16 protein-coding genes and 1 pseudogene are annotated in these 20,440 nt (G+C 46.7%); 12 read left to right on the top strand and 5 right to left on the bottom strand.

The features are described from left to right. Positions 1-124: 124 nt before the first annotated feature. Genes nrdI through nrdF form a run of 3 tightly spaced genes read left to right on the top strand, consistent with a single transcriptional unit; the run spans position 125 to position 3,645 of the window. Positions 125-535 carry a class Ib ribonucleoside-diphosphate reductase assembly flavoprotein NrdI gene (nrdI, locus tag MKX50_RS14320; RefSeq protein WP_155612810.1) on the top strand — a complete coding sequence of 137 codons (411 nt, stop codon included), beginning with the start codon at positions 125-127 and terminating at the stop codon, positions 533-535. After that, on the top strand, positions 483-2,600 hold the full coding sequence (gene nrdE, locus MKX50_RS14315) for a class 1b ribonucleoside-diphosphate reductase subunit alpha (protein ID WP_155612857.1): 2,118 nt from the start codon (positions 483-485) through the stop codon (positions 2,598-2,600). The genes nrdI and nrdE overlap by 53 nt, the downstream gene beginning before the upstream one ends. Positions 2,601-2,649: 49 nt before the next feature. Continuing rightward, a complete protein-coding gene (gene nrdF / locus MKX50_RS14310; RefSeq protein WP_339157256.1) occupies positions 2,650-3,645 on the top strand; it encodes a class 1b ribonucleoside-diphosphate reductase subunit beta in 996 nt (331 codons plus the stop codon). Between the two features lie 130 nt (positions 3,646-3,775). Here the strand turns inward: nrdF and MKX50_RS14305 are convergent, their stop codons facing one another. The 4 genes from MKX50_RS14305 to MKX50_RS14290 form a co-directional block, all read right to left on the bottom strand. Continuing rightward, positions 3,776-4,204: a VOC family protein gene (locus MKX50_RS14305; protein WP_213591981.1), complete on the bottom strand. Its 429-nt coding sequence runs from the start codon at positions 4,202-4,204 to the stop codon at positions 3,776-3,778. A gap of 233 nt (positions 4,205-4,437) precedes the next feature. After that, the gene (locus MKX50_RS14300) at positions 4,438-6,348 is read right to left on the bottom strand and encodes an AAA family ATPase (RefSeq protein ID WP_339157255.1); all 1,911 of its coding nucleotides are present in this window, start codon (positions 6,346-6,348) and stop codon (positions 4,438-4,440) included. Continuing rightward, positions 6,341-8,116 (bottom strand): ATP-binding protein, encoded by a 1,776-nt coding sequence (locus tag MKX50_RS14295; RefSeq protein WP_339157254.1) that lies wholly within the window; start codon positions 8,114-8,116, stop codon positions 6,341-6,343. The genes MKX50_RS14300 and MKX50_RS14295 overlap by 8 nt, the downstream gene beginning before the upstream one ends. A gap of 384 nt (positions 8,117-8,500) precedes the next feature. Continuing rightward, the gene (locus MKX50_RS14290; RefSeq protein WP_339157253.1) at positions 8,501-8,719 is read right to left on the bottom strand and encodes a helix-turn-helix transcriptional regulator; all 219 of its coding nucleotides are present in this window, start codon (positions 8,717-8,719) and stop codon (positions 8,501-8,503) included. Positions 8,720-8,926: 207 nt separating this feature from the next. Here MKX50_RS14290 and MKX50_RS14285 point away from each other — a divergent pair, with 207 nt between their 5' ends. From MKX50_RS14285 to MKX50_RS14270, 4 genes and pseudogenes are all read left to right on the top strand, one after another. Further along, entirely contained in the window at positions 8,927-9,199 is a 273-nt protein-coding gene (locus MKX50_RS14285; protein ID WP_213591989.1) for a DUF6809 family protein, read from the top strand. A gap of 373 nt (positions 9,200-9,572) precedes the next feature. Further along, positions 9,573-10,500 (top strand): annotated as a pseudogene (locus MKX50_RS14280) (IS1595 family transposase); the annotation flags it as partial. Positions 10,501-10,610: 110 nt separating this feature from the next. Continuing rightward, entirely contained in the window at positions 10,611-11,168 is a 558-nt protein-coding gene (locus MKX50_RS14275) for a dihydrofolate reductase family protein (RefSeq protein ID WP_339157252.1), read from the top strand. A 640-nt stretch (positions 11,169-11,808) separates the two neighbouring features. After that, positions 11,809-13,278 carry a stalk domain-containing protein gene (locus MKX50_RS14270; RefSeq protein ID WP_339157251.1) on the top strand — a complete coding sequence of 490 codons (1,470 nt, stop codon included), beginning with the start codon at positions 11,809-11,811 and terminating at the stop codon, positions 13,276-13,278. 77 nt (positions 13,279-13,355) lie between these two features. Here MKX50_RS14270 and MKX50_RS14265 read toward each other — a convergent pair whose 3' ends face one another. Further along, entirely contained in the window at positions 13,356-14,819 is a 1,464-nt protein-coding gene (locus MKX50_RS14265; protein WP_244996513.1) for a DHA2 family efflux MFS transporter permease subunit, read from the bottom strand. 442 nt (positions 14,820-15,261) lie between these two features. Between MKX50_RS14265 and MKX50_RS14260 the strand changes: the two genes are divergently transcribed. From MKX50_RS14260 to MKX50_RS14240, 5 genes are all read left to right on the top strand, one after another. Beyond that, the gene (locus MKX50_RS14260; RefSeq protein WP_213591993.1) at positions 15,262-16,329 is read left to right on the top strand and encodes an ABC transporter substrate-binding protein; all 1,068 of its coding nucleotides are present in this window, start codon (positions 15,262-15,264) and stop codon (positions 16,327-16,329) included. Further along, positions 16,310-17,179, top strand: a complete 870-nt coding sequence (locus MKX50_RS14255; RefSeq protein WP_213591995.1) for an ABC transporter ATP-binding protein — start codon at positions 16,310-16,312, stop codon at positions 17,177-17,179. The genes MKX50_RS14260 and MKX50_RS14255 overlap by 20 nt, the downstream gene beginning before the upstream one ends. Before the next feature lie 100 nt (positions 17,180-17,279). Further along, a complete protein-coding gene (locus MKX50_RS14250) occupies positions 17,280-18,035 on the top strand; it encodes an ABC transporter permease (protein ID WP_244996557.1) in 756 nt (251 codons plus the stop codon). Positions 18,036-18,073: 38 nt separating this feature from the next. Further along, complete coding sequence (locus tag MKX50_RS14245) at positions 18,074-19,432, top strand: LLM class flavin-dependent oxidoreductase (protein WP_213591997.1); 1,359 nt, start codon at positions 18,074-18,076, stop codon at positions 19,430-19,432. A gap of 93 nt (positions 19,433-19,525) precedes the next feature. Then, on the top strand, positions 19,526-20,431 hold the full coding sequence (locus tag MKX50_RS14240) for a TauD/TfdA family dioxygenase (RefSeq protein ID WP_213591998.1): 906 nt from the start codon (positions 19,526-19,528) through the stop codon (positions 20,429-20,431). The last annotated feature ends 9 nt before the right edge of the window (positions 20,432-20,440 follow it).

Here is a 20,440-nt window from a genome sequence, read left to right as displayed (position 1 = left end):
CGTCGGACTATGCACACCATATATAGTGTGGTGCTTGGAGGATTAGGAATTACTCCAATTTGAATGATGCTGCCGATGGCTCATCTCCTGCGGGTGGGCTATTTCTTTACGGGAGGGAAAAGCAATGCTTGTGGTTTATGATTCGAAGACGGGTAACGTCAAACGATTTGTCAGCAAGCTGGATGTAGAGCATGTCCAGATTCGAGACGGCTTGGTCGTTGATCGGCCATTTGTACTCATTACATATACGACAGGCTTCGGCCAGGTTCCTCAATCGACCCTGAAATTTCTTGAGGACAACGGAGAGCTGCTGCAGGGCGTTGCCGCAAGCGGCAATACGAACTGGGGCGTTCGCTACGGACTGGCCGGGGATCAGGTTGCACAGATGTACTCGGTCCCTTTATTGATGAAATTCGAGCTTAGCGGCACCAAGAAGGATGTCGAGAGATTTATACAGGAGGTTAAGCAAATTGACTACACTCATGCCAACTCAACCCGTTTCACAAACGCAAATTCCCAATTGGATACAGCTTAACAATGAAATCATGGTGCAAAAGAACGGGCAGTTCCAGTTCCATAAGGATCTGGAGGCAGCCCGCAGCTATTTCGTCGATTATGTGAATCAGAATACGGTGTTCTTCCACGACCTAAAGGAGAAAATCGACTATCTGATCGAGCATGACTACTACGAGGCGGAGCTGTTTGCAAAATACGAATTCGCCGATGTGAAGAAGCTGTACGAGGATCTCTATGCGCGCAAGTTCCGTTTCCCTTCCTTTATGAGCGCATTTAAATTTTATAATAACTATGCGATGAAAACGAATGACGGCTCAAAGTTCCTGGAACGTTATGAGGATCGCATCGCCGTAACGGCGCTGTTTCTCGGCGACGGCGACATCAAGAAAGCCGGGGAATATGCAGATGTCCTGATCTCCCAGGAGTATCAGCCAGCAACGCCAACGTTCCTGAATGCGGGCAAGAAGCGCCGCGGGGAACTGGTCAGCTGCTTCCTGCTGGAGGTCGATGACTCGATGAACGCGATCGGGTTTGCAATCAATTCCGCGCTCCAGCTTAGCAAAATCGGCGGCGGCGTCAGCCTGAATCTCAGCAAAATCCGCGCAGCCGGCGAGCAAATCAAAGGCCTGGACGGCAAAGCGAGCGGCGTGCTGCCCGTGATGAAGCTGTTCGAGGATGCGTTCTCTTACGCGAACCAGCTGGGCCAGCGGGACGGCAGCGGCGTCGTCTATCTCAATTTGTTCCATGCGGACATTCATGAGTTTCTGGATACGAAGAAGATCAACAGCGACGAGAAAATCCGCATCAAAACATTGTCCCTTGGCGTTGTAGCGCCGAACAAGTTCTTCGAGCTTGTGGAGCAGGACAAGGACATGTATCTGTTCTATCCGCATACCGTCTACCAGGAATACGGCGTCCATCTGGACGATATGGATTTGACGGCGATGTACGATGAGCTCGTAAACAACCCGAAGGTCCGCAAGAAAAAAATCGTGGCGCGCGATCTGATCATCAAAATCGCACAAACACAAATGGAGTCGGGTTATCCGTACATTATGTACGTGGATAACACGAACGAACAGCATGCCCTAAAGAATATCGGGCGCGTGAAGTTCTCCAATCTGTGCAGCGAGATCGCGCAGCTAAGCGAAGTGTCGACGATTAACGACTATAACCAGGAGGATGTCATCCAGCGCGACATTTCCTGTAACTTGGGCTCGCTGAACATCGTCAACGTGATGAAGAACCAGCGGATGCGCGAGACGGTTCACCTGGCCATGGACGCTCTGACCGAGGTCAGCGACCGCACCGAACTGGAGATTGTGCCTTCCGTAGCCAAAGCGAATCGGGAGCTGCATTCCGTCGGCCTTGGGGCGATGAATTTGCATGGATTTTTGGCGCTGAACCATATTCCTTACGAATCCAAGGAAGCGATTGATTTTGCGCGTACGTTCTTTATGATGCTGAACTACTATTCGATCGAGCGCTCGATGATGATCGCCCGGGAGAGACAAGTGACGTTCAAGGACTTCGAGCAGAGCGAATACGCAAGCGGAGCTTATTTCAAGCGTTATGAGGACAATGACTACTCTCCGCGCACCGATAAGGTGAAGGCATTGTTCGCCGGCCATCATATTCCAACCCGCGAGGACTGGCTGCGGCTGAAGGAAGATACGATGAAGCACGGGCTGTACCATGCTTATCGCCTGGCGATTGCGCCGACGGGCTCGATTTCTTATCTGCAGTCGTCGACGGCTTCAATTGCCCCGATTACGCAGCGCATTGAAGAGCGGGAATACGGCGATTCCAAGACGATCTATCCAATGCCATTCCTGAACGAAAGCAATTACTTCTTCTATAAAGAAGCTTACGATATGGATATGTTCAACCTGATTGATCTCGTAGCCGAAGTACAGGTGCATATCGACCAGGCGATTTCCACGATTCTGTACGTGAAGGATAACCTGACGACAAGAGACTTGGCGAAATACTATATTTATGCGCAGAAAAAAGGGCTGAAGACCCTCTATTACACTCGCACGAGAAAAAGAACGATCGAAGAGTGCATCAGCTGCGTTATTTAATGGATAGATTGCTTGCATGTTAGAGTTGCAGCTAGGAGGAAAACGAAGAATGACGAAGTTTGAAGCGGTGAACTGGAATGCGCCGGAAGCGGATTATACGGAAATGCTGTGGACGCAGAATACGTCGCAATTTTGGCTGGACACGGAAATTCCGGTATCCAAGGATCTGAAGTCCTGGACCGAGCTGAGCAGCGCAGAGAAGAATACATTCATGAAAGTGCTGGGCGGCTTGACGCTGCTCGACACAGAGCAGGGGAACGTCGGCATGCCGCTGATTGCGCAGCATGTGGAAGGGAAGCAGAAGAAGGCGATCCTGATTTTCCAGGCGGCGATGGAGGAAATCCATGCGAAGAGCTACAGTACGATTTTTACAACCGTAGCCAGCAGCGAGATGATCAGCGAAACCTTCCAGTGGGTACGCAGCAATAAATATTTGCAGTACAAGACGCACCGGATTGATTCCTATTACCGGGATATCAAGCAGGGCGAACTGCTGAGCCTGTATCAGGCCATGGTTGCCTCGGTGTTCCTGGAGAGCTTCCTGTTCTACTCCGGGTTCTTCTATCCGCTCTATTTGGCGGGACAAGGGAAAATGGTGGCGAGCGGGGAGATCATCAAGCTGATCATCCGCGACGAGAGCGTGCATGGCGTGTTCGTTGGCCTGCTTGCTCAGGAGGTATTCCAGCAATTGAGCGCAGAGGAGCAGGAATTCGCCGAGAAGTTCGTGAACGAGCTGCTGATGGATCTGTACAAGAACGAGCTGGCATATACCGAAGAGTTATATGATTCGATCGGCTTAACCCATGAAGTGAAGAAATATATCCGTTACAACGCAAACAAAGCGTTAATGAACCTGGGCATTGAGCCGGCTTTTGAAGAGGAAGAGATCAACCCTGTCGTGCTGAACGGAATCCGTACGGAGACAAGCACGCATGATTTCTTCTCCACGAAAGGCAAGGGGTACCAGAAAGGTACCGTCGAGCCGCTGCGTGACGATGACTTTGCATTCCTCGACCAAAGGGTGAAGGAATCGAATATTTGGTAATCGCCTTGGCTGTACTTGCGGTTACAATAAAACATCCCATTACACTAGGACGTGTGATGGGATGTTTGCTTGTTGGTGGAGTATTTGTGAGATGAGCTTGTTCGCTCGTTCAGTCGATAGTTACTGATAGTTACATGGCGTTTTCGCCGCTATCGTGGCTGACCTGCCACTCGGTGCCGAACTTGTCCTTGACGCTGCCATAGCATTTGCTCCAGAACGTCTCCTGCAGCTCCATGTTCACCTTGCCGCCATCCTTCAACTTATGGAATACGGACTTGACCTCTTCGAGATCATCACTGATGAAGGCTAGGGTGATGTTGTTGCCCTGCACGTAAGGCATTCCCGGAAATACATCGGAGAACATTACGTTGCTTCCTTTAATGTTGATGCGTGCGTGCATGACTAGATCCTTCGCTTCATCTGGAAGCTTATACTCCGGATTCGGCGGCGCTTCTGCAAAGGTCATGATATGCGGTGCTCCGGTGTTAAATACATCGGCGTAGAATTCTACAGCTTCGCGGCAGTTCCCATTAAAATTGAAATACACATCAACAGCCATTTGCCACACTCCTTATTGGATTAGGATGATGCTTGACTTCCTTATTGTAGCATTTGACGGAATGGAAATAAATTATGTTGAATTTTAGTTTTAACTACAGCATGGAGGAGAGGAGGTTTTGTATCATTTAATTAGCAATATAGTTGTTATTTACAGATCAATTGGATTAACTAAATGATCTGTTTATTGGACTAGATGTATTATTTTGTTAATATAAATTATTATATGTAATATTAAAATAAGGAGTTAACTAATAAAATATATTTTACTAATTTATCTAAATTTTTTGTCAAATCATCTAACATTTCTGGATTCGGACTTTGAAATTCACACTCTAAATTAAAATGATCTTCATTTAGATTTTCAAACATAAATCGTGCTAATTGTGATTTGTGTTTGATGGTACCGCTGGATTCTGCAATATACTGTATTCCTTGTTCTTCAAGAATTGTCCCTACCCCTTTTTCTAAAGAAAAGACATCCCAATTAATTGATTCAGTTAATCCAGTTACTTTAGATTGTCTTGAATCATTTAAACCTTTATAAAACTTAAATATTAATGAGGGATGAGCATAATTTTCAAGTTCTCTTCCTTTTAATACCCAAAGGTTAGGTAAATTATTGATATTAAAGTTTGCTTCTGATGAAGAACGAAAAAGAGGATGAAGCTTATTTTGCTCTTTCAATTCTATTGCGATTTGTTGCATTCTTTTATACTTTTTGGATTGATTATTTGTATTATCAGAGTCGATGATAACAAAAGGGTTAGGATTTACTCTTAGAACATTTAATTTATGTTCAATATCTAAATCACTAATTTCAATTTCATTTTCAGAATATGAATAGTGAGCAATATTGTTACCTCCTGTCATTAAAATTGCATAGTGAAGCCCTTCAATAATGTTATTTTGGATGTTATTTGCTCTTTTATAAATTTCAAAATATGATTTCAGCCAAGCTCTTACCCAGAATACTTCAGAAGGCCCTTCTACCCAAATGACAGCATTACTTAGCAGCGCGTCTCCTGGAACAATCCCAAGTTCATTTGCTACTTCTCGTAGAATTTTGGCACTCCTTCCATCTTTACTATCTCTTCTAAAGAAACCTTCGAAAGTACACATTTCATTTCTTTTAGAAAATCTATAAAGAAAGTCATCAAATACAGAAGCTTCAATTGCCGTTGGAGAATGTGTAGCAATTAAATATTGACTTGAAAATCCTCTCAAAAGCTTTATGAGTACACGTACTAAACCAGGCTGAAGATGACTTTCTAATTCATCTATAACTATAAATTCTTTACTTCCTCTTGCAATCTCCATTAGTAGTATACATAACATTGTATAACCTGTTCCTATTTCTTTGGAGGAAAGTTCTAAGTAATTATGGAATGTGAATATTAATTGTTTATTCTCAATATCAGCATTTATAGCGACAGGAGCGTCTAAATTAAATTCATTTTTCAACCAATTACTTAGCAAGCTTCTTACTTTAGTAGTTTCGCTAGGATTCTTATTTTCATTTAACCAATTTACTAATTCGGAACCACTTTTGTAAAAAGAACTATTTAGAATTCGGTCAAATGAACGAATTGAATCAAATATTAAGATTTTTGATTTTAATACATTAAATAATTTCGTACAAATACGTTCAACTTTATCTTTTGAAATTTTATTTATAGTTGAAACAGAAGAGAATTGTTCATTATATTCATAACGTTGATTTACATCATTAAATAAATGAGAACTAGTATCTCCGTAAATTAAGTGCAAGCAGCAATTAAATAGACCATTATATTTTCTTATTGTAAAAGATAGATTAACTTGTTTTAATTTAGAAATTTGGAACAAGTCTGCGTCTTGACTTGATGAAAATCGTTCCGTATTAATTGTGAACTTAACTATAATCGGATCATTCACATTGAAGTTATAAAAATCTTTGTCTGTAAAAGGAATAGAAAACAAATGAGAATCATACTGAGTAATATCTACATCGAATATAGTGAATATTCTTGCAACTAATGATTTTCCAGAATTGTTTGGACCGATTAAAAATGTTATTTTCCCTTGTTCTGCCAACTCCAAATCATGCGGATCTTTAATTCCTCTATAATTTTTAATAGATATTTTTTCAATAATTTTACTCATTTTGTTTAACATCCCACCATTGTTTAATAGTTTGTAAGACTTCATAGTCAGATAAAGGCTTTTTCCATATTTCTTTAAAGTTAACATCACTCGAGTTAGGAAGAGGATCTGGATAATCAATTTTAACTTTAGTAGGGATTACTATACATTCTCCTGCAACTAGAACTTCTCCATTTTCAAAAAATGGAATCATAGTCGATAAGGCGCTTAAATGATCTGGCAAAACATGTTGTATAAAAGATTGGTCGTCAGGATTCGTGACTCTTAAAATAAAAAAATTAGAACATTGTGAAACAATTGTTGTAGATAGATCAGACGGTCTTTGGCTGATTATCAGTTGACTTATTCCATATTTTCTACCTTCTTTTGCAATTCTTCCAATATATTTTTTTGATAAATTTGTTAGTGGACTATTTTCTTTAGGGATATAGTTATGCGCTTCTTCAAAAACTAAGTATATTGGCAATTCTTTTGGATCTGATTCCCACAATTTATATTCAAAACACAATCTGGATATCATTCCGATTATTATAGGTGTAATTTCTGATGGGATTTTAGAGAAATCTAGAATAGTAAGTTGAGTTTGATTTTCGGAATTTCTTATTGAAAGTAGTTCTGTCATATAATCAACTAAGTATAGCGAACAATCATCTTCTGCTCTAAATAAAAATTGATAGCGCCTATCTTGATAAATACTTTTTAGTTTTTCAATGATTTGTAGTAACTTGTTAAAATATTGACCTTGTAAAATTTGGTCTTTCCCTTTACCGTCTCGATCTACTTTGGAAGATCCGGAATTAGCTAGAAATTCACCAGTTTCTTCGTTTATTGCATCTGCACCATCTGATTTCCAGTAAGTCTGCTTATTTAACCTTTCTAAGTTTTTGATCAATTTGTCAATGGAAAAATATAAAGGAGCATTAATATTTATTTTGTCGATTTTTCCAACGTGAGTTTTAAGACTTTCATAGGCCTCTTCTTTTAGATTAATAAATTGTTCCCTAAGAGCTCTGAATTCCTCATTATTTTTCGAATAGTCAATGTCTCCTAAAAAAATGGATTGGAATTCTTCAAAATTTAATAACCAGTATGGTAAATGAAATTTATCTGCACATACTTTATTAATTCTCTCTGGTAAAAAAGCACTTGAATATTCATCATGAAGATCAAAAAATATAATGTGACTGAAAGGGAGTTCTCTTTGAACTTTTTGTAAGATGCTTGCAACCGTATATGATTTTCCAGATCCGGTGGAACCAAGTATAACTGAATGTTTAGATAAAAATTTATTTATGTGTATACTAACTGTCTCTTTTGTAATTCCTGGAACTGTTCCAATGTTTAGTCCTTCTTCATGTAGTGAGAAAAGTTCTTGTTTTTCCTCAGTTGTGAGCAAGTAACAGAATGAGTTGAACTTTGGATAATGACCGATTCCCCGCTTAAATTGCAGTATATTTTTAGAATTAGGATTTTGATAGCCTATTACTTTTGCACTAACGATAGCTTTTGAGGTAGGCAATTTCTCTGATTCAGAGACCAATTTAACTTCTTCAAAAATTCCAAAATGTATTGAATCAGAGGTGGATGGGCCACCTATAACAAAAATGTCTCCAACGGTTCCAACATAAAGGTTCTTATGTTCTCCATCTATAACTAATTCTTGTTCTAAATTACTTATCTTCAATTTATTATCTACTTCAATGATAATTTCCATTCCAGATACTGAAATTACCTTTCCAAATGGATTATTTATAGTTTTTAGATTCATTTTTTACCTCCAAAATATTAGTCAATAATTGTCTATAGTTAATTAGTACTATATTGTTATAATCTTAATTCGACATATAGCAACACTTTCCTTCTTAAGTAATGATTTGTTAAACTGTAAAAAATATTATTAACGAAATAAATTAAATTGGATTTTAATAAAGTATTTAACAAGAAGTAATTTAGAATGTGTATACACTCAGAGATAATAAAAACGTGGTGGAAAAAGTAGATTAGACTAGTAGGAGAGAAAAGGTAATATACTTGTTTAGTCAAAATATATTACAAGTATTAATGATAGAAAAGGGTAGTCTAGACACAGAATATAGTTAATTTTTGAAAAATCATATATCAAGGCTGCTTATCAAAAATTGGATTATTTTAATTAGTTTTTAGAATAAGGTTCTCTTTGATTAGTTCTATTCAACAGATAATCAGTACTTGTATTGTGAAGGTCGGCTAGCTTAATTAAAATCCTCGTAGGTATATCAACTTCGCCACGCTCATAATTACTGTAAATTCGTTGACTGCAATTTAAATATTGGGCTACTTGAGTCTGAGTCATGTCTTTATCTTCTCGTAAATTCCTAATTCTTTCATACATAAGGATCACCTCAAGGTAATTATATTTTAGCGAGTTATTCGCTATTTACTTTTAGCGAAAATTTCGCTAAAATATATCCTGGGCTATTCCAAGTTTTAACTTCGGATTAAAATGAAGATTAGGACTATGTTGTTTCATTTTACGGTAAGGTAGAGTCATTAAGTTGAAGGAACTAATATAATGTAATGAGAGAAAGGAGGCAGCCAAGTGAAAAGCTTCTTGGAGGATCTCTATTACGGAAAGCTGTACCCGGGCGAGCAGATCGTTTCCAACGATCCCAAATATCGTGCGTTAAACCGCGAAATATCGGAGATGATGCAGATGTGGAGGCAGAAGCTGTCGGAGGAGGATTTTAGGCAGCTTGAAGCGATGCTGGATCTACAAGGGGAGTCGAATTCGATTCACAATATGGAGACCTTTGTCCAGGGCTTTAAGCTGGGGGCTTCCATGATGATCGAGGTATGGAACGGGAAGGAGTAGCTTGATCTTAGGAGGCTCGTTGGGAAAAGAATGGCTTTTTGCCTAAAATACATAAACCGATACATACTATGATACACGCAAGCGATACAACTGCTGCAATCACTGCAACCATGGCAAGGGGCTGTCCCAGAAGTCATCCTAGATGACGGAGTGGCGCCCCTTTCTTTTTGGCTATGTTAAACTTTGTTGTTGATATTTGATAATTACGAACAAACGTTCTATAATAAGGGCAATATAACTGTTCGGAGATGATTTGCCCATGGATTTAAAGGAACTGAAAAAGCTTGCTGATACGTTGGACGATAATGGTAAGCGAGAACTTATCTACTTTTTGCAGTCCCGAACCAAGGGAGTGGCGCTTCCAGTTCGAGCGATTGATGAAATTCAAGAGCAGAAGCATAAAGATGGACTTGTTTGCCCGCATTGCAAAAACCATTCTGTTGTTCGATTTGGAAAGTACGCTGTAAGAACACGCACTGGAGAGGTTAAACGTCAACGTTACCGTTGTAAGTCCTGTCGCCAAACATTCAATGACCTTACGAACACCCCTCTGCAACGAACGAGGCGACCTCATATTTGGGTTCGTTTAATCGAATGCATGATTGAGGGCTTTTCTCTGAGAAAATGTGCAGAGGAGTGAACGATGAAGTCACGCATGTCACCTTGTTTTACTGGCGGCATAAGATTCTTTCCGCTCTGAAGCAGATTCCAACCGAAGCATTTCAAGATATTGTTGAAATGGACGAGACCTACTTTCTTTACTCGGAAAAGGGCAAGCGGAATATTGCTGAACGCAAGCCACGTAAACGTGGCGGCAAAGCGAAATATCGTGGTATAAGCCACGATCAAGTGTGCGTGGTTGCCCGTGACCGTCAGAAAATGACTTACTCTGGCGTACTTGGGCGTGGACGTATTCGGACTACAAAATTAGACGAAGCGATTGGTGGTCATCTATCTGACTCAAACGTGTTATGCACTGATTCATGGAGGGCATTTAGCCCTATGCGAATTCAAAAGGCATGACTCATTACCGATTCAAGTCCGACAGAAAACAACGTGTGAAAGGCGTGTACCATATCCAAAACGTAAACAGCTACCACAGCCGCTTGAAGAAATGGATGGATCGCTTCAATGGTGTTGCAACAAAGTATTTGCAGAATTACTTGGCGTGGTTTCGTTACTTAGACAGCAAGGAATATGAGAATACCGCATCGAATAAGAAAAATATGTTGGTCAAATCGTGCCTGTTTACTGTGACCGACACGAACACCAAACTTCGGCTTTCTGCTTATTCTTGTTAAGCTAACGGGCAGGATAGTAAAAAAGATACCATTTATGATTTATATATGACACAAGGTGACATATTAAAGGTCAATAATGGGTGGTAGATCAACGAAAGGAGTAACAAATTATGAAACGAAGAATACTTTTAGATTTAGCAGTTACTTTAGATGGTTTTATTGAAGGGAAGAATGGGGAAGTTGATTGGTGCATCACGGACTCTGACATGGGGTTTATTGATTTCTTAAATCAAATTGATACTATTTTATATGGAAGAAAAAGCTATGATTTATGGGGAGAATTTACTCCAGAAACTGAACTTACTGATACTGAAAAAGAAATGTGGGGATTATATCATAGTAAAGAAAAATATGTGTTTTCCAGGACAAAAAAAGGGGCTAATAATAAAGCAATATTCATAAATGATAATATTCTTGAAGAAGTAAATAAATTAAAGAATAAGTCTGGTAAAGACATGTGGCTATATGGCGGAGCAAGTCTCATTACAACTTTTATGGATTTAGGGCTTGTTGATGAGTTTAGATTATCTGTGCACCCTGTTATTTTGGGAGAAGGAAAACCTCTGTTTATAGATATAAAACAGAGGTTGAATTTAAAAATGGTTAATACAAGAACATTCTCCTCTGGCGTTGTGCAACTAATCTATCATTTGAATGAGAAAGAATAATATCATCAGGAAATACTGGATAGTAATTGTCACTTCTTCAACTAAACGAAGAACGTTAGCAATAAACCGCCTTTTCAACGAAGGCGGCTTTCTTATGGTCAAATATCAACATTAGAATTTAACATAGCCTTCTTTTTAGAAAGCTGTCCGTCTCAGTCCGAATCAAAATCTCATTGCCTGCATCCGGTTCTTTAGCTCATCTTCTATCAGCTGTAGAACTTGAACACTAAATGGAATTCATGTATCTAATTATGCTCTAAACGAATGTTTCAGGGGAGTAGATGGATTTGATGCACCTAAAATCAAGAACCCAGCCTATGATGGACAATTCCCTTCTTCTAACGAGATGAACTCCATTTATATCTGCTTTTCTTTCTTTGCCGTAGAAACTAACTACTATAAATCCATTTAGAACGTGAAATCGGCGATTCATGTTCGGCGTAAAGAGGAGGTGGAGAGTGTGATTGGTAACATCAAGGATCAAGGGCAACCGGTCGCTCCCCAAATTGTTTTGCTGGTGAATGGTGTTCCAATGTTAACTTTTGGGACGGCCCCTTAGGTTGGGCAGAAACTTTTTAGCAGCAGTCCGCGTCATATTTTTCATAGCAAGAAATTATTGTAAGTGGTGAGGAGAGATTCAATGCTTATTAAGCGCGGGAAGTTTGGACGCTGCCAAGCAGCGCTCGCGGGGATACTGCTGTCATTAACCATGCTTATGCCTCTTACTGCTCAAGCAGCCCAAACGGAGCAGATGCCGAGTCAGAAAGGCAAATGGTTATCCGATGTCGTGGCGATCTCAGCAGGGGACTATGCCGTATATGCGATTAAGAAGGACGGAACCGCTTGGGCATGGGGAGGAATGAGAGACCGGGGATTGCTGGGCAACGGATCGATGGTTCCGGTCAAAACTCCGGTACGGATGCATATTGACGAGGTGAAGGATATCGCAGGCGGGCACATGCATACGCTGATTTTGCGAAAAGATGGCACGGTGTGGGCCACCGGAGATAATAGCGATGGACAGCTTGGCATCGGTATGACCTCGTATCAACCTGTTCTTGAACCGGTTCAAGTTACAGGTTTGGACAATATTGTCGCTATTTCAGCGAATGGTAATCAGAGCTTGGCGCTTGGTGCGGATGGGACGGTCTGGCAGTGGGGAAGAAAGAACAGTGTACACACACCGTCACCTGTACCTGCGAAGCTGGAGGGGATCCCTGCCATTCAGGCCATTGCGACAGGTCATTTGACAGCCAGTGCTCTAGACAAGGATGGCCAGGTCTGGATCACCGGAACGGCCGTGACGGACATGAATCCTGATCGCCAATGGGAGCCGACGATAGTGAAGGGCAATGTTATGGGTAAAGCTGTCGCGTTAGCCACCGGCAGTGAGAAAGCGGCGGCACTACTTGCGGGCGGCTCAGTTGTCATTTGGAAGAACTCTAAAACTTATCCGACCGCAGGAGAACTGCTAAGTCCGGTCAAGGTTAAAAATGCGGCGAATGCGTTGCAACTGGCCGGGGGCAGCTTCTCGACGCTTAGCAGCATTAAGCAGGATGGCACAGTATGGGTTTGGGACAGCTTTTTGGATGAGACCGAGTATACAGCTGTTCAGGTTGAAGGCATCACAAATGCAATTGATCTGGCAAATACGAGCATGCGGGAGCAGTATGCGCTGCTGAGCGACGGCACGGTGATGAAATGGAATTATTACGGCGGTTCAAGCAAGCCGTCCAAGCCGCAGCTCGTCGAGGATTCCATTCACGTTGAGATCAACGGAGACAAGCTAGATTTCACTTATCCGCCGGCGCTCGTGAACAATGTGAGCTATGTACCGCTGCGCGGTGTTTTTGAGCATTTGGGGGCTAAGGTAACCTGGATGAATCAAACGAATACCGTTCACGTCAGCAAAGGAAGCATGAATGTCGTTATTAATCTATATACGCTGAACACGACGATCAACGGGAAGCAAATCTCAGACGACCTTAAGCCGTTCAACGAAAACTATACGACGATGGTGCCGCTGCGTTTCATCGCCGAGGCGCTGGGAGCCAAGGTAAACTGGGCCAAGGAGCAGCATACGGTCCGAATTGAGCTGCCGAATCCATAAGGTAGGAAGGCAAGAAGGACATCCTCATCAGAACGAGGGTGTCTTTTTTAATGTGGACAGATCGCCATCAGACGGGCCTACACCCGGGTCTGAGCCGGAGTGGTAAGGGTTGGTTCCTCTCTACTTTCCCGCCCCTCCTTATCTCGACGCCGCTCGCGGAGCAGCAGGGCTAGGGGCAAGCTGAGCAGCACCAGCAGGGCCGCAACAACAAAGGAGTCGTCGATGCCTAAAGTGTAGGCGGACAGGCGAATCCACTCAGCACTGGGGGTGGCGGCCGATTGCTGCAGCACGGTAATATGGAGGTTCTGACGCGCATAGAACAGCGAGGTGAACAAGCCCAGGGCTAGAGCGCCGAAAATTTGCCGCAGCCAGTTAATCAACGCCGATGCGTGGCTATACCATTCCGCCGCGGCGGCATGCATCCCCGCATTCATCGCCGGGGTCATCGACAGGCCGATGCCGATGTAGCGAACCGCCATCCAGAATGCGACGTAGGCCAGGTTCGTATCGAGCGCCAGAAAGCTGAATTGCCAGGAGGCCAGAACGATGAGAACAGCCCCGGCAATGACCAGACGGAACGCACCGATCCGCGGGTACAAGGCACCGGCGAGCAGTGTCGCCGCGCCTGAGCTCAGGGAGGGGAGGAGCAGCAGCAGTCCCACTTCAAAGGGGGACATCCGGTGGATTTCCTGTAAATACAGCGGGACAAAATAAATGCCCGAGTACAGCCCGATGATCAGAATGGCAGAGACCAGGATGCTCGACATAAAGATACGGCTCCGAAAAAGACGCAGATGCAGCAGCGGCGCTTTGACCCGCAGTTCGTGCCGGACAAATAACAGGGAAGAGGCAAGGCCAAGGATCAGCACGAAGGCGGAGCGGTAGGACCAGAGGCCCCACTGATGAATGTTGCCGAAATAGAGCAGCAGAGCCAGGCTTCCGCATACGGCATACATCAGTCCCAGGCGATCCAGCGGGCCCGAAGCGGAAGGCGGGTCGCGGGGAATCCATTTCACGCCCATCCATAAAGTGAGGATGCTTACCGGGACGAGGACAAGAAACATCCAGTGCCAGTTATGCCCGAGCAGCCAGCCGCTGATCGTGGGCGCCAGCGCCGGGCCGAGAATGCTGGAGGCCGACCAGAAGCTTAGGGCGACGTTGCGCTGCTGCTTCGGAATGGCCTGAAAAATGATTGTCAGGGTCACCGGTTGAATGATCCCGCAAAAGACGCCCTGCAGTATGCGGAACGCAATCAGGCTGTAAATGCTCCAAGAGACTGCGCATAGGGCCGAGCTGGCCATCAATCCGGCGATCGAATACAGGAATACTTGCTTATGGCTGAACCGGTCGCCCAAATAGCCGCTAAGCGGAATGATCACACCAGTCGCTAAAGTGAAGCCGGTCATCAGCCATTGAACCGTTGCCAGATCGGAATCGAAAATATCGATAAAGGCCGGCAGGCCGACATTCATCGAGCAGGTGTTATAGACGGAGATGAATGAGCCGAGGATGAGGACATAGAGCACAGGCTTCTGTCGCAATGCAATCACTCCTTGTATCCATGTTTAAACGAGGGCGAGCGTATAGCAAATAAAAAAGAGACATGGGCTGCCAATGCGCGCAGCCAATGTCTCCGGACGTCCGGTCGAAAACTTACGAAATGCTCTTAAATTGAGTCTTATCGTAGCAGTTCGTGCAGGGGCTGTCAATGTGAAGAATTAGCTTCATTAATGCGCCGATAAGCGCTGAAAACCATGAAATTTTTGTGAAAAAATGGTTGACACCAGGCCAGGGGGAGGGTAGTATGTTCAATAAATCTTAGTAATCAGATAGGGATTTAACCATAAATCCATCGACCGGACCACCGGAGAGACCGCCATCAGCAGATGGGTGCGTCTCTTTTTTTTCACTCATCAGCTAAAAATGGCGGCTGCAACATGTCTGATTCGCATGTTCACCAAGAATTGAAGGGGGTTGTCATTTATGGATCGTTCATTTCTTAAACTGGTAAGCTTGGCGGCGGCTTGGCTGCTCGCGGTTGTTCTCCTTGCAGGCTGCGGCGATAAAGCGACGTCAGCTGCACACACGGAAGCTCCGGGCGGCTTGGAGGTTACCGAGCTGCGTTATCAGGGCAGTGTGGGCGCCGTGACTTTTCCGGAGCTGGCCGAGGATCTGGGATATTTGTCTCCGCTCAAGCTGAAATTCATTGGCACGACAATCAGCGGGCCACAGGACATTCAAGCGGTGGTCACGGGGGATACCGATTTTGGCGGGGCGTTTAACGGAGCCATTGTGAAGCTGATTGCAGCCAAAGCGCCGATTACGCCTGTGATCTCCTATTACGGCGTTGATGACAATACATGGTCCGGCTATTATGTGCTGGACGACAGCCCGATTCAATCGGCGAAGGATTTGATCGGGAAGAAAATCGCGGTGAATACGCTCGGAGCGCATCATGAATTTGTCATCAAGGAATATTTGCGCCGGGAGGGGCTGAGCGAGGCGGAGATCGAGCAGGTGACGCTCGTCGTCGTGCCGCCGGTGACCGGGGAGCAGACACTCCGGGCAAGCCAGGTGGATGTCGCCACCCTAGGCGGGGTGCTTCGGGATAAAGCGCTTGAGCGGGGCGGGATCAGGCCGCTATTTACGGATAAGGATTTATTCGGTGTTTTCAGCGCAGGGAGCTATGTGTTAACGAACAAGTTCATCCAGGACAATCCGCAGGCGACGCGCAAGTTCGTCGAGGCGACGGCCAAGGCGATCGAGTGGGCCAGAACGACGCCGCCGGATGAAGTTAGAGCCCGCTACGCGAAGATCATTAAGGAACGCGGAAGGAAAGAGGATGACAGCAGCATTAAATACTGGAAGAGTACCGGGGTGGCGGGCACCGGTGGACTCATCGCCCCTGAGGAATTCGAGACCTGGGTCAACTGGCTGGTTCAGGATGGCACGATCGGGGAAGGCGAGGTTGACGGAAGACGAATCTATACGAATGAATTCAATCCATACCGGGATGGAGGGGAGCTGGCCAATGACAACGGCAAAAATTAGCATCCAGCACGTGCATAAGTCTTTTCGGATTCAGCGGAATCTGGGGCATCTTCAGGAATCATGGCAGCCGGTCTCCGCGCTGCAGGACATACACCTGGAGGTGAATCAGGGAGAATTCATGGTCATCGTTGGGCCGAGCGGCTGCGGGAAATCGACGCTGCTCGATCTGCTGGCCGGACTTACGAAGCCAAGCAGCGGACAGATTCTGCTGGACGGCAAGGCCATTGCCGGGCCAGATCTGGACCGGGGGATCGTTTTTCAGCAATATGCATTGTTCCCCTGGAAGACGGCGCTGGCCAATGTGGAGTTCGGTCTGGAAGCGAAGGGTATCGGCAAAAAAGAGCGGCGGGAAGCGGCGCTGGAGTATATCCAGCTCGTCGGCTTATCCGGCTTCGAGAATCGCTACCCGCATGAGCTGTCGGGAGGCATGAAACAGCGGATCGCGATTGCGAGAAGCCTCGCATACGATCCCGAGGTGCTGCTGATGGATGAACCGTTTGCCGCGCTGGACGCGCAAACCCGGGAGACGCTGCAAAGCGAACTGCTGCGCATTTGGGAGGCGACGAAGAAGACGATAATTTTCATTACCCACGGGATCGAGGAGGCGGTCTATCTCGGGCAGAGGGTGGCGGTGATGAGCTCGCGTCCGGGACGGATCAAGGAAGTGATCGAGGTGCCCTTCCAGGGCCGATCCTCGGAGGAGGACTTGCGGGCTCACCCCGAATTCGTCAAGCTGCGCCATCATATTTGGGACTTGCTGAAGGATGAGGTGCAGCGTGCGCAGGAGCAGGAGAAGTCGAGCAGTCTTCATTATGAGCAGCACAAATTAACAAACAAAGGAGGGGCTTGAAGTGGCAGGTTCTAGTACAGGAGAGGCGTTGGTTCGCTTCGAGGCCGAGCAGAGGGCGCCGGGGCGCAGGCTGAGTCTGGTCAAACGGTCGGCTAGGAAGTTGTACCGCGGTATTAAATCGTCCATCGCAATCTTCACTTTTCTGCTGCTGTGGGAATTAGCGCCGCGTCTGGGCTTCGTCAATGTGACCTTTCTGCCGCCATTAAGCATAGTGGTCTCGGCCTGGTGGCAGCTGCTGCTCTCGGGCGATCTTGCCGATCATTTACTAGCCAGCTTGCTGCGCTCGGTCGGCGGATTCTTCCTGGCGGTTGCCGTGAGCATACCGCTTGGCCTGGCCATCGGCTGGTGGAAAGGGGTGGCCGAATTTCTAAATCCGCTGCTGGAAATGTTCCGCAACACGCCGGCGCTGGCGATTCTTCCCGTCTTCATTCTGCTGCTCGGGCTCGGGGAAACGTCGAAAATCGCCATCGTCTTCTACGCCTGCGCCTTTCCGCTGCTGCTGAACACGATTAGCGGAGTCCGGAACGTCGATCCCCTGCTGATCAAGTCGGCGCGCTCCATGGGCTTATCACCGGTAAACTTGTTCCGCAAGGTCATCCTTCCCGCATCGGTACCTACGATCTTCGTCGGCATCCGCCAGGCGGGGGCGAGCTCAATTCTCGTGCTGGTGGCGGCGGAGATGGTCGGCGCAAAATCAGGGCTCGGCTATCTGGTGCAGTATACGCAGTTCAGCTTCCAGATTCCGCAAATGTACGCGGGCATTCTGACGATTTCAGTCATCGGCCTGATCGTAAATTATCTGCTCGTGCATCTGGAGCGGAAGCTGACATCCTGGAAGCAAACCTATAGCGAATAAAAGATGAAGGAAGAGAAAGCGATGAAAGGATGAAGAATATGGGGAAAACCAAGCGGCAAATGAATCTGAACGTCTTCATTATGAACGCGGGCCATCATGAAGCGGCCTGGCGGCGCACGGATACACAGGCGGAAAGGATTACGGATATCCGTTATTTCCAGCGGCTGGCCGAGATCGCCGAGCAGGCGAAGTTCGATTCGTTATTTCTGGCCGATATTCTGGCCGTCGGCAAAAACGTGCAGCACGGCGTGTCCTCCTTCGGTCTTGAGCCGTTTACGCTGCTCTCGGCGCTGGCGGCGGTCACCGAGCGGATCGGCCTCATCGGCACCGTGTCGACCACGTATAACGAACCGTTCCACGTCGCGCGCAAGTTTGCGTCGCTGGATCATATCAGCCAGGGACGCGCGGGCTGGAACATCGTTACGTCGGGTAATGAAATCGAAGCGGGCAATTTCGGACGCGAGGGTCATCTGGAGCACCGTAAACGTTATGAACGGGCAAGAGAATTTCTGGAGGTAGCGAAGGGCTTGTGGGACAGCTTCGAAGAGGACGCGATCATCATCGACCGTGACACTGGTCAATTTACGGATAGCACGAAGGTGCATGCACTAAACCATGCCGGACCGCATTTCAGAGTGAAGGGGCCACTGAATGTGCCAAGAAGTCCGCAAGGGTACCCGGTGCTGGTGCAGGCGGGTTCCTCCGAGGATGGCAAGGAATTTGCCGCCGAGCATGCGGAGGCGATCTTTACCGCCCAGCAGACGCTGGAGGAAGCGCAGAGCTTCTATAGCGATGTCAAATCCAGGCTGGCCAAATATGGACGGCATCCCGACGAGCTGAAAATACTGCCGGGCATTTGCACGATCATCGGCGCAACAGAGTCGGAAGCCAAGGAGAAGGAGCAGGAGCTCAATGAGTTGACGATTCCTGCATATGGCTTGAATCAGTTATCCAGCATGCTGAAGGTGGATTTGTCGGGGCTTCCGCTCGACGGGCCGCTGCCTGAGCTGCCGAATATAGAGGCGATTAACGGGAACAAGAGCCGGTTTCAGCTTGTGGTCGATTTGGCCAGACGGGACAATCTCACGATCCGGCAATTGATCCATCGCCTGGCAGGCGGGCGCGGACATCGCACCTTCGCCGGAACTGCGGTGCAAGTCGCGGATCAGCTGGAGGAATGGTTCACCCAGGGAGGGAGTGATGGCTTTAATGTGATGCCGCCGTATTTGCCCGGCGGTTTGGAGGATTTTGCCGCTCAGGTCGTCCCGGAGCTGCAGCGGCGCGGGCTGTTCCGCACCGAATATGCGGGCCGCACCCTGCGGGAGCATTACGGGCTTAAGCGGCCCGTCAATCCCTATGCCGCTAGGCCGCTCGTATCCCGGCTCGCGGGCTGCTAGGGAAGGTGAAGCGATGCATTGATGTTTTGTGCTGCAACATCGCGGGGTTTGAAGGAATGGAATCATCCAATAATCTAATGGAGGGAATGCCCAATGAGTACGGTAGGTAAAAGCCAGGTGATTGAAGGAACAACGGTGGAGGTCGTGCCGGTAGCAGGCCGGATCGGCGCAGAGATTCGCGGCGTTAAATTGTCCCCGGATTTGGATCAGGCCACAGCTGCGGCGATCCGTAAAGCGCTGCTTAGCTACAAAGTGATCTTCTTCCGCGGGCAGCAGCATCTCGACGATGCGGGCCAGGAAGCGCTGACGGGCTTGTTCGGAGAGGCGGTGGCCCATCCGACGGTACCGATCAAGCAGGGAACGGACTATGTGCTGGAGCTCGATTCACAGCATGGCGGACGGGCGAATTCCTGGCATACGGACGTCACATTCGTGGATGCGTATCCGAAGGCTTCCATTCTGCGTGCTGTCGTCGTTCCGGCTTCCGGCGGTGATACCGTATGGGCGAATACGGCCGCAGCCTATGAGCATCTGCCCGAGAACTTGCGCAATCTTGCCGACCGCCTGTGGGCCGTTCATTCCAATGAATACGACTACGCCGCCCAGCGTGAGAATGTCTCAAAGGAAGCAATCGAGCATCATAAGAAGGTGTTTGCATCCACGGTGTACGAGACGGAGCATCCAGTCGTGCATGTCCATCCGGAGACGGGGGAGCGTTCACTGATTCTCGGCCATTTCGCCAAAAAAATCGTCGGCCTGTCCACGGCGGACTCCCAGGCGATCATCAACCTGCTGCAGAGCCATGTGACTCGCCTGGAGAATACGGTGCGCTGGCGCTGGTCCGTCGGGGACGTCGTGATCTGGGATAACCGCGCGACCCAGCATTATGCGATTAATGACTACGGTGATCAGCACCGGGTCGTGCGCAGGGTGACCGTGGACGGGGAGGTTCCCGTCAGCATCGACGGCCGCAAAAGCGTCACCCGTGTGAAGGAGTAGACCGGCACA

The sequence above is a fragment of the Paenibacillus sp. FSL W8-0186 genome, assembly GCF_037969765.1.
Classification (GTDB): domain Bacteria; phylum Bacillota; class Bacilli; order Paenibacillales; family Paenibacillaceae; genus Fontibacillus; species Fontibacillus woosongensis.
The sequence above is the reverse complement of the archived record's forward strand: the minus strand, read 5'-3'. Positions and strand labels throughout refer to the sequence as shown.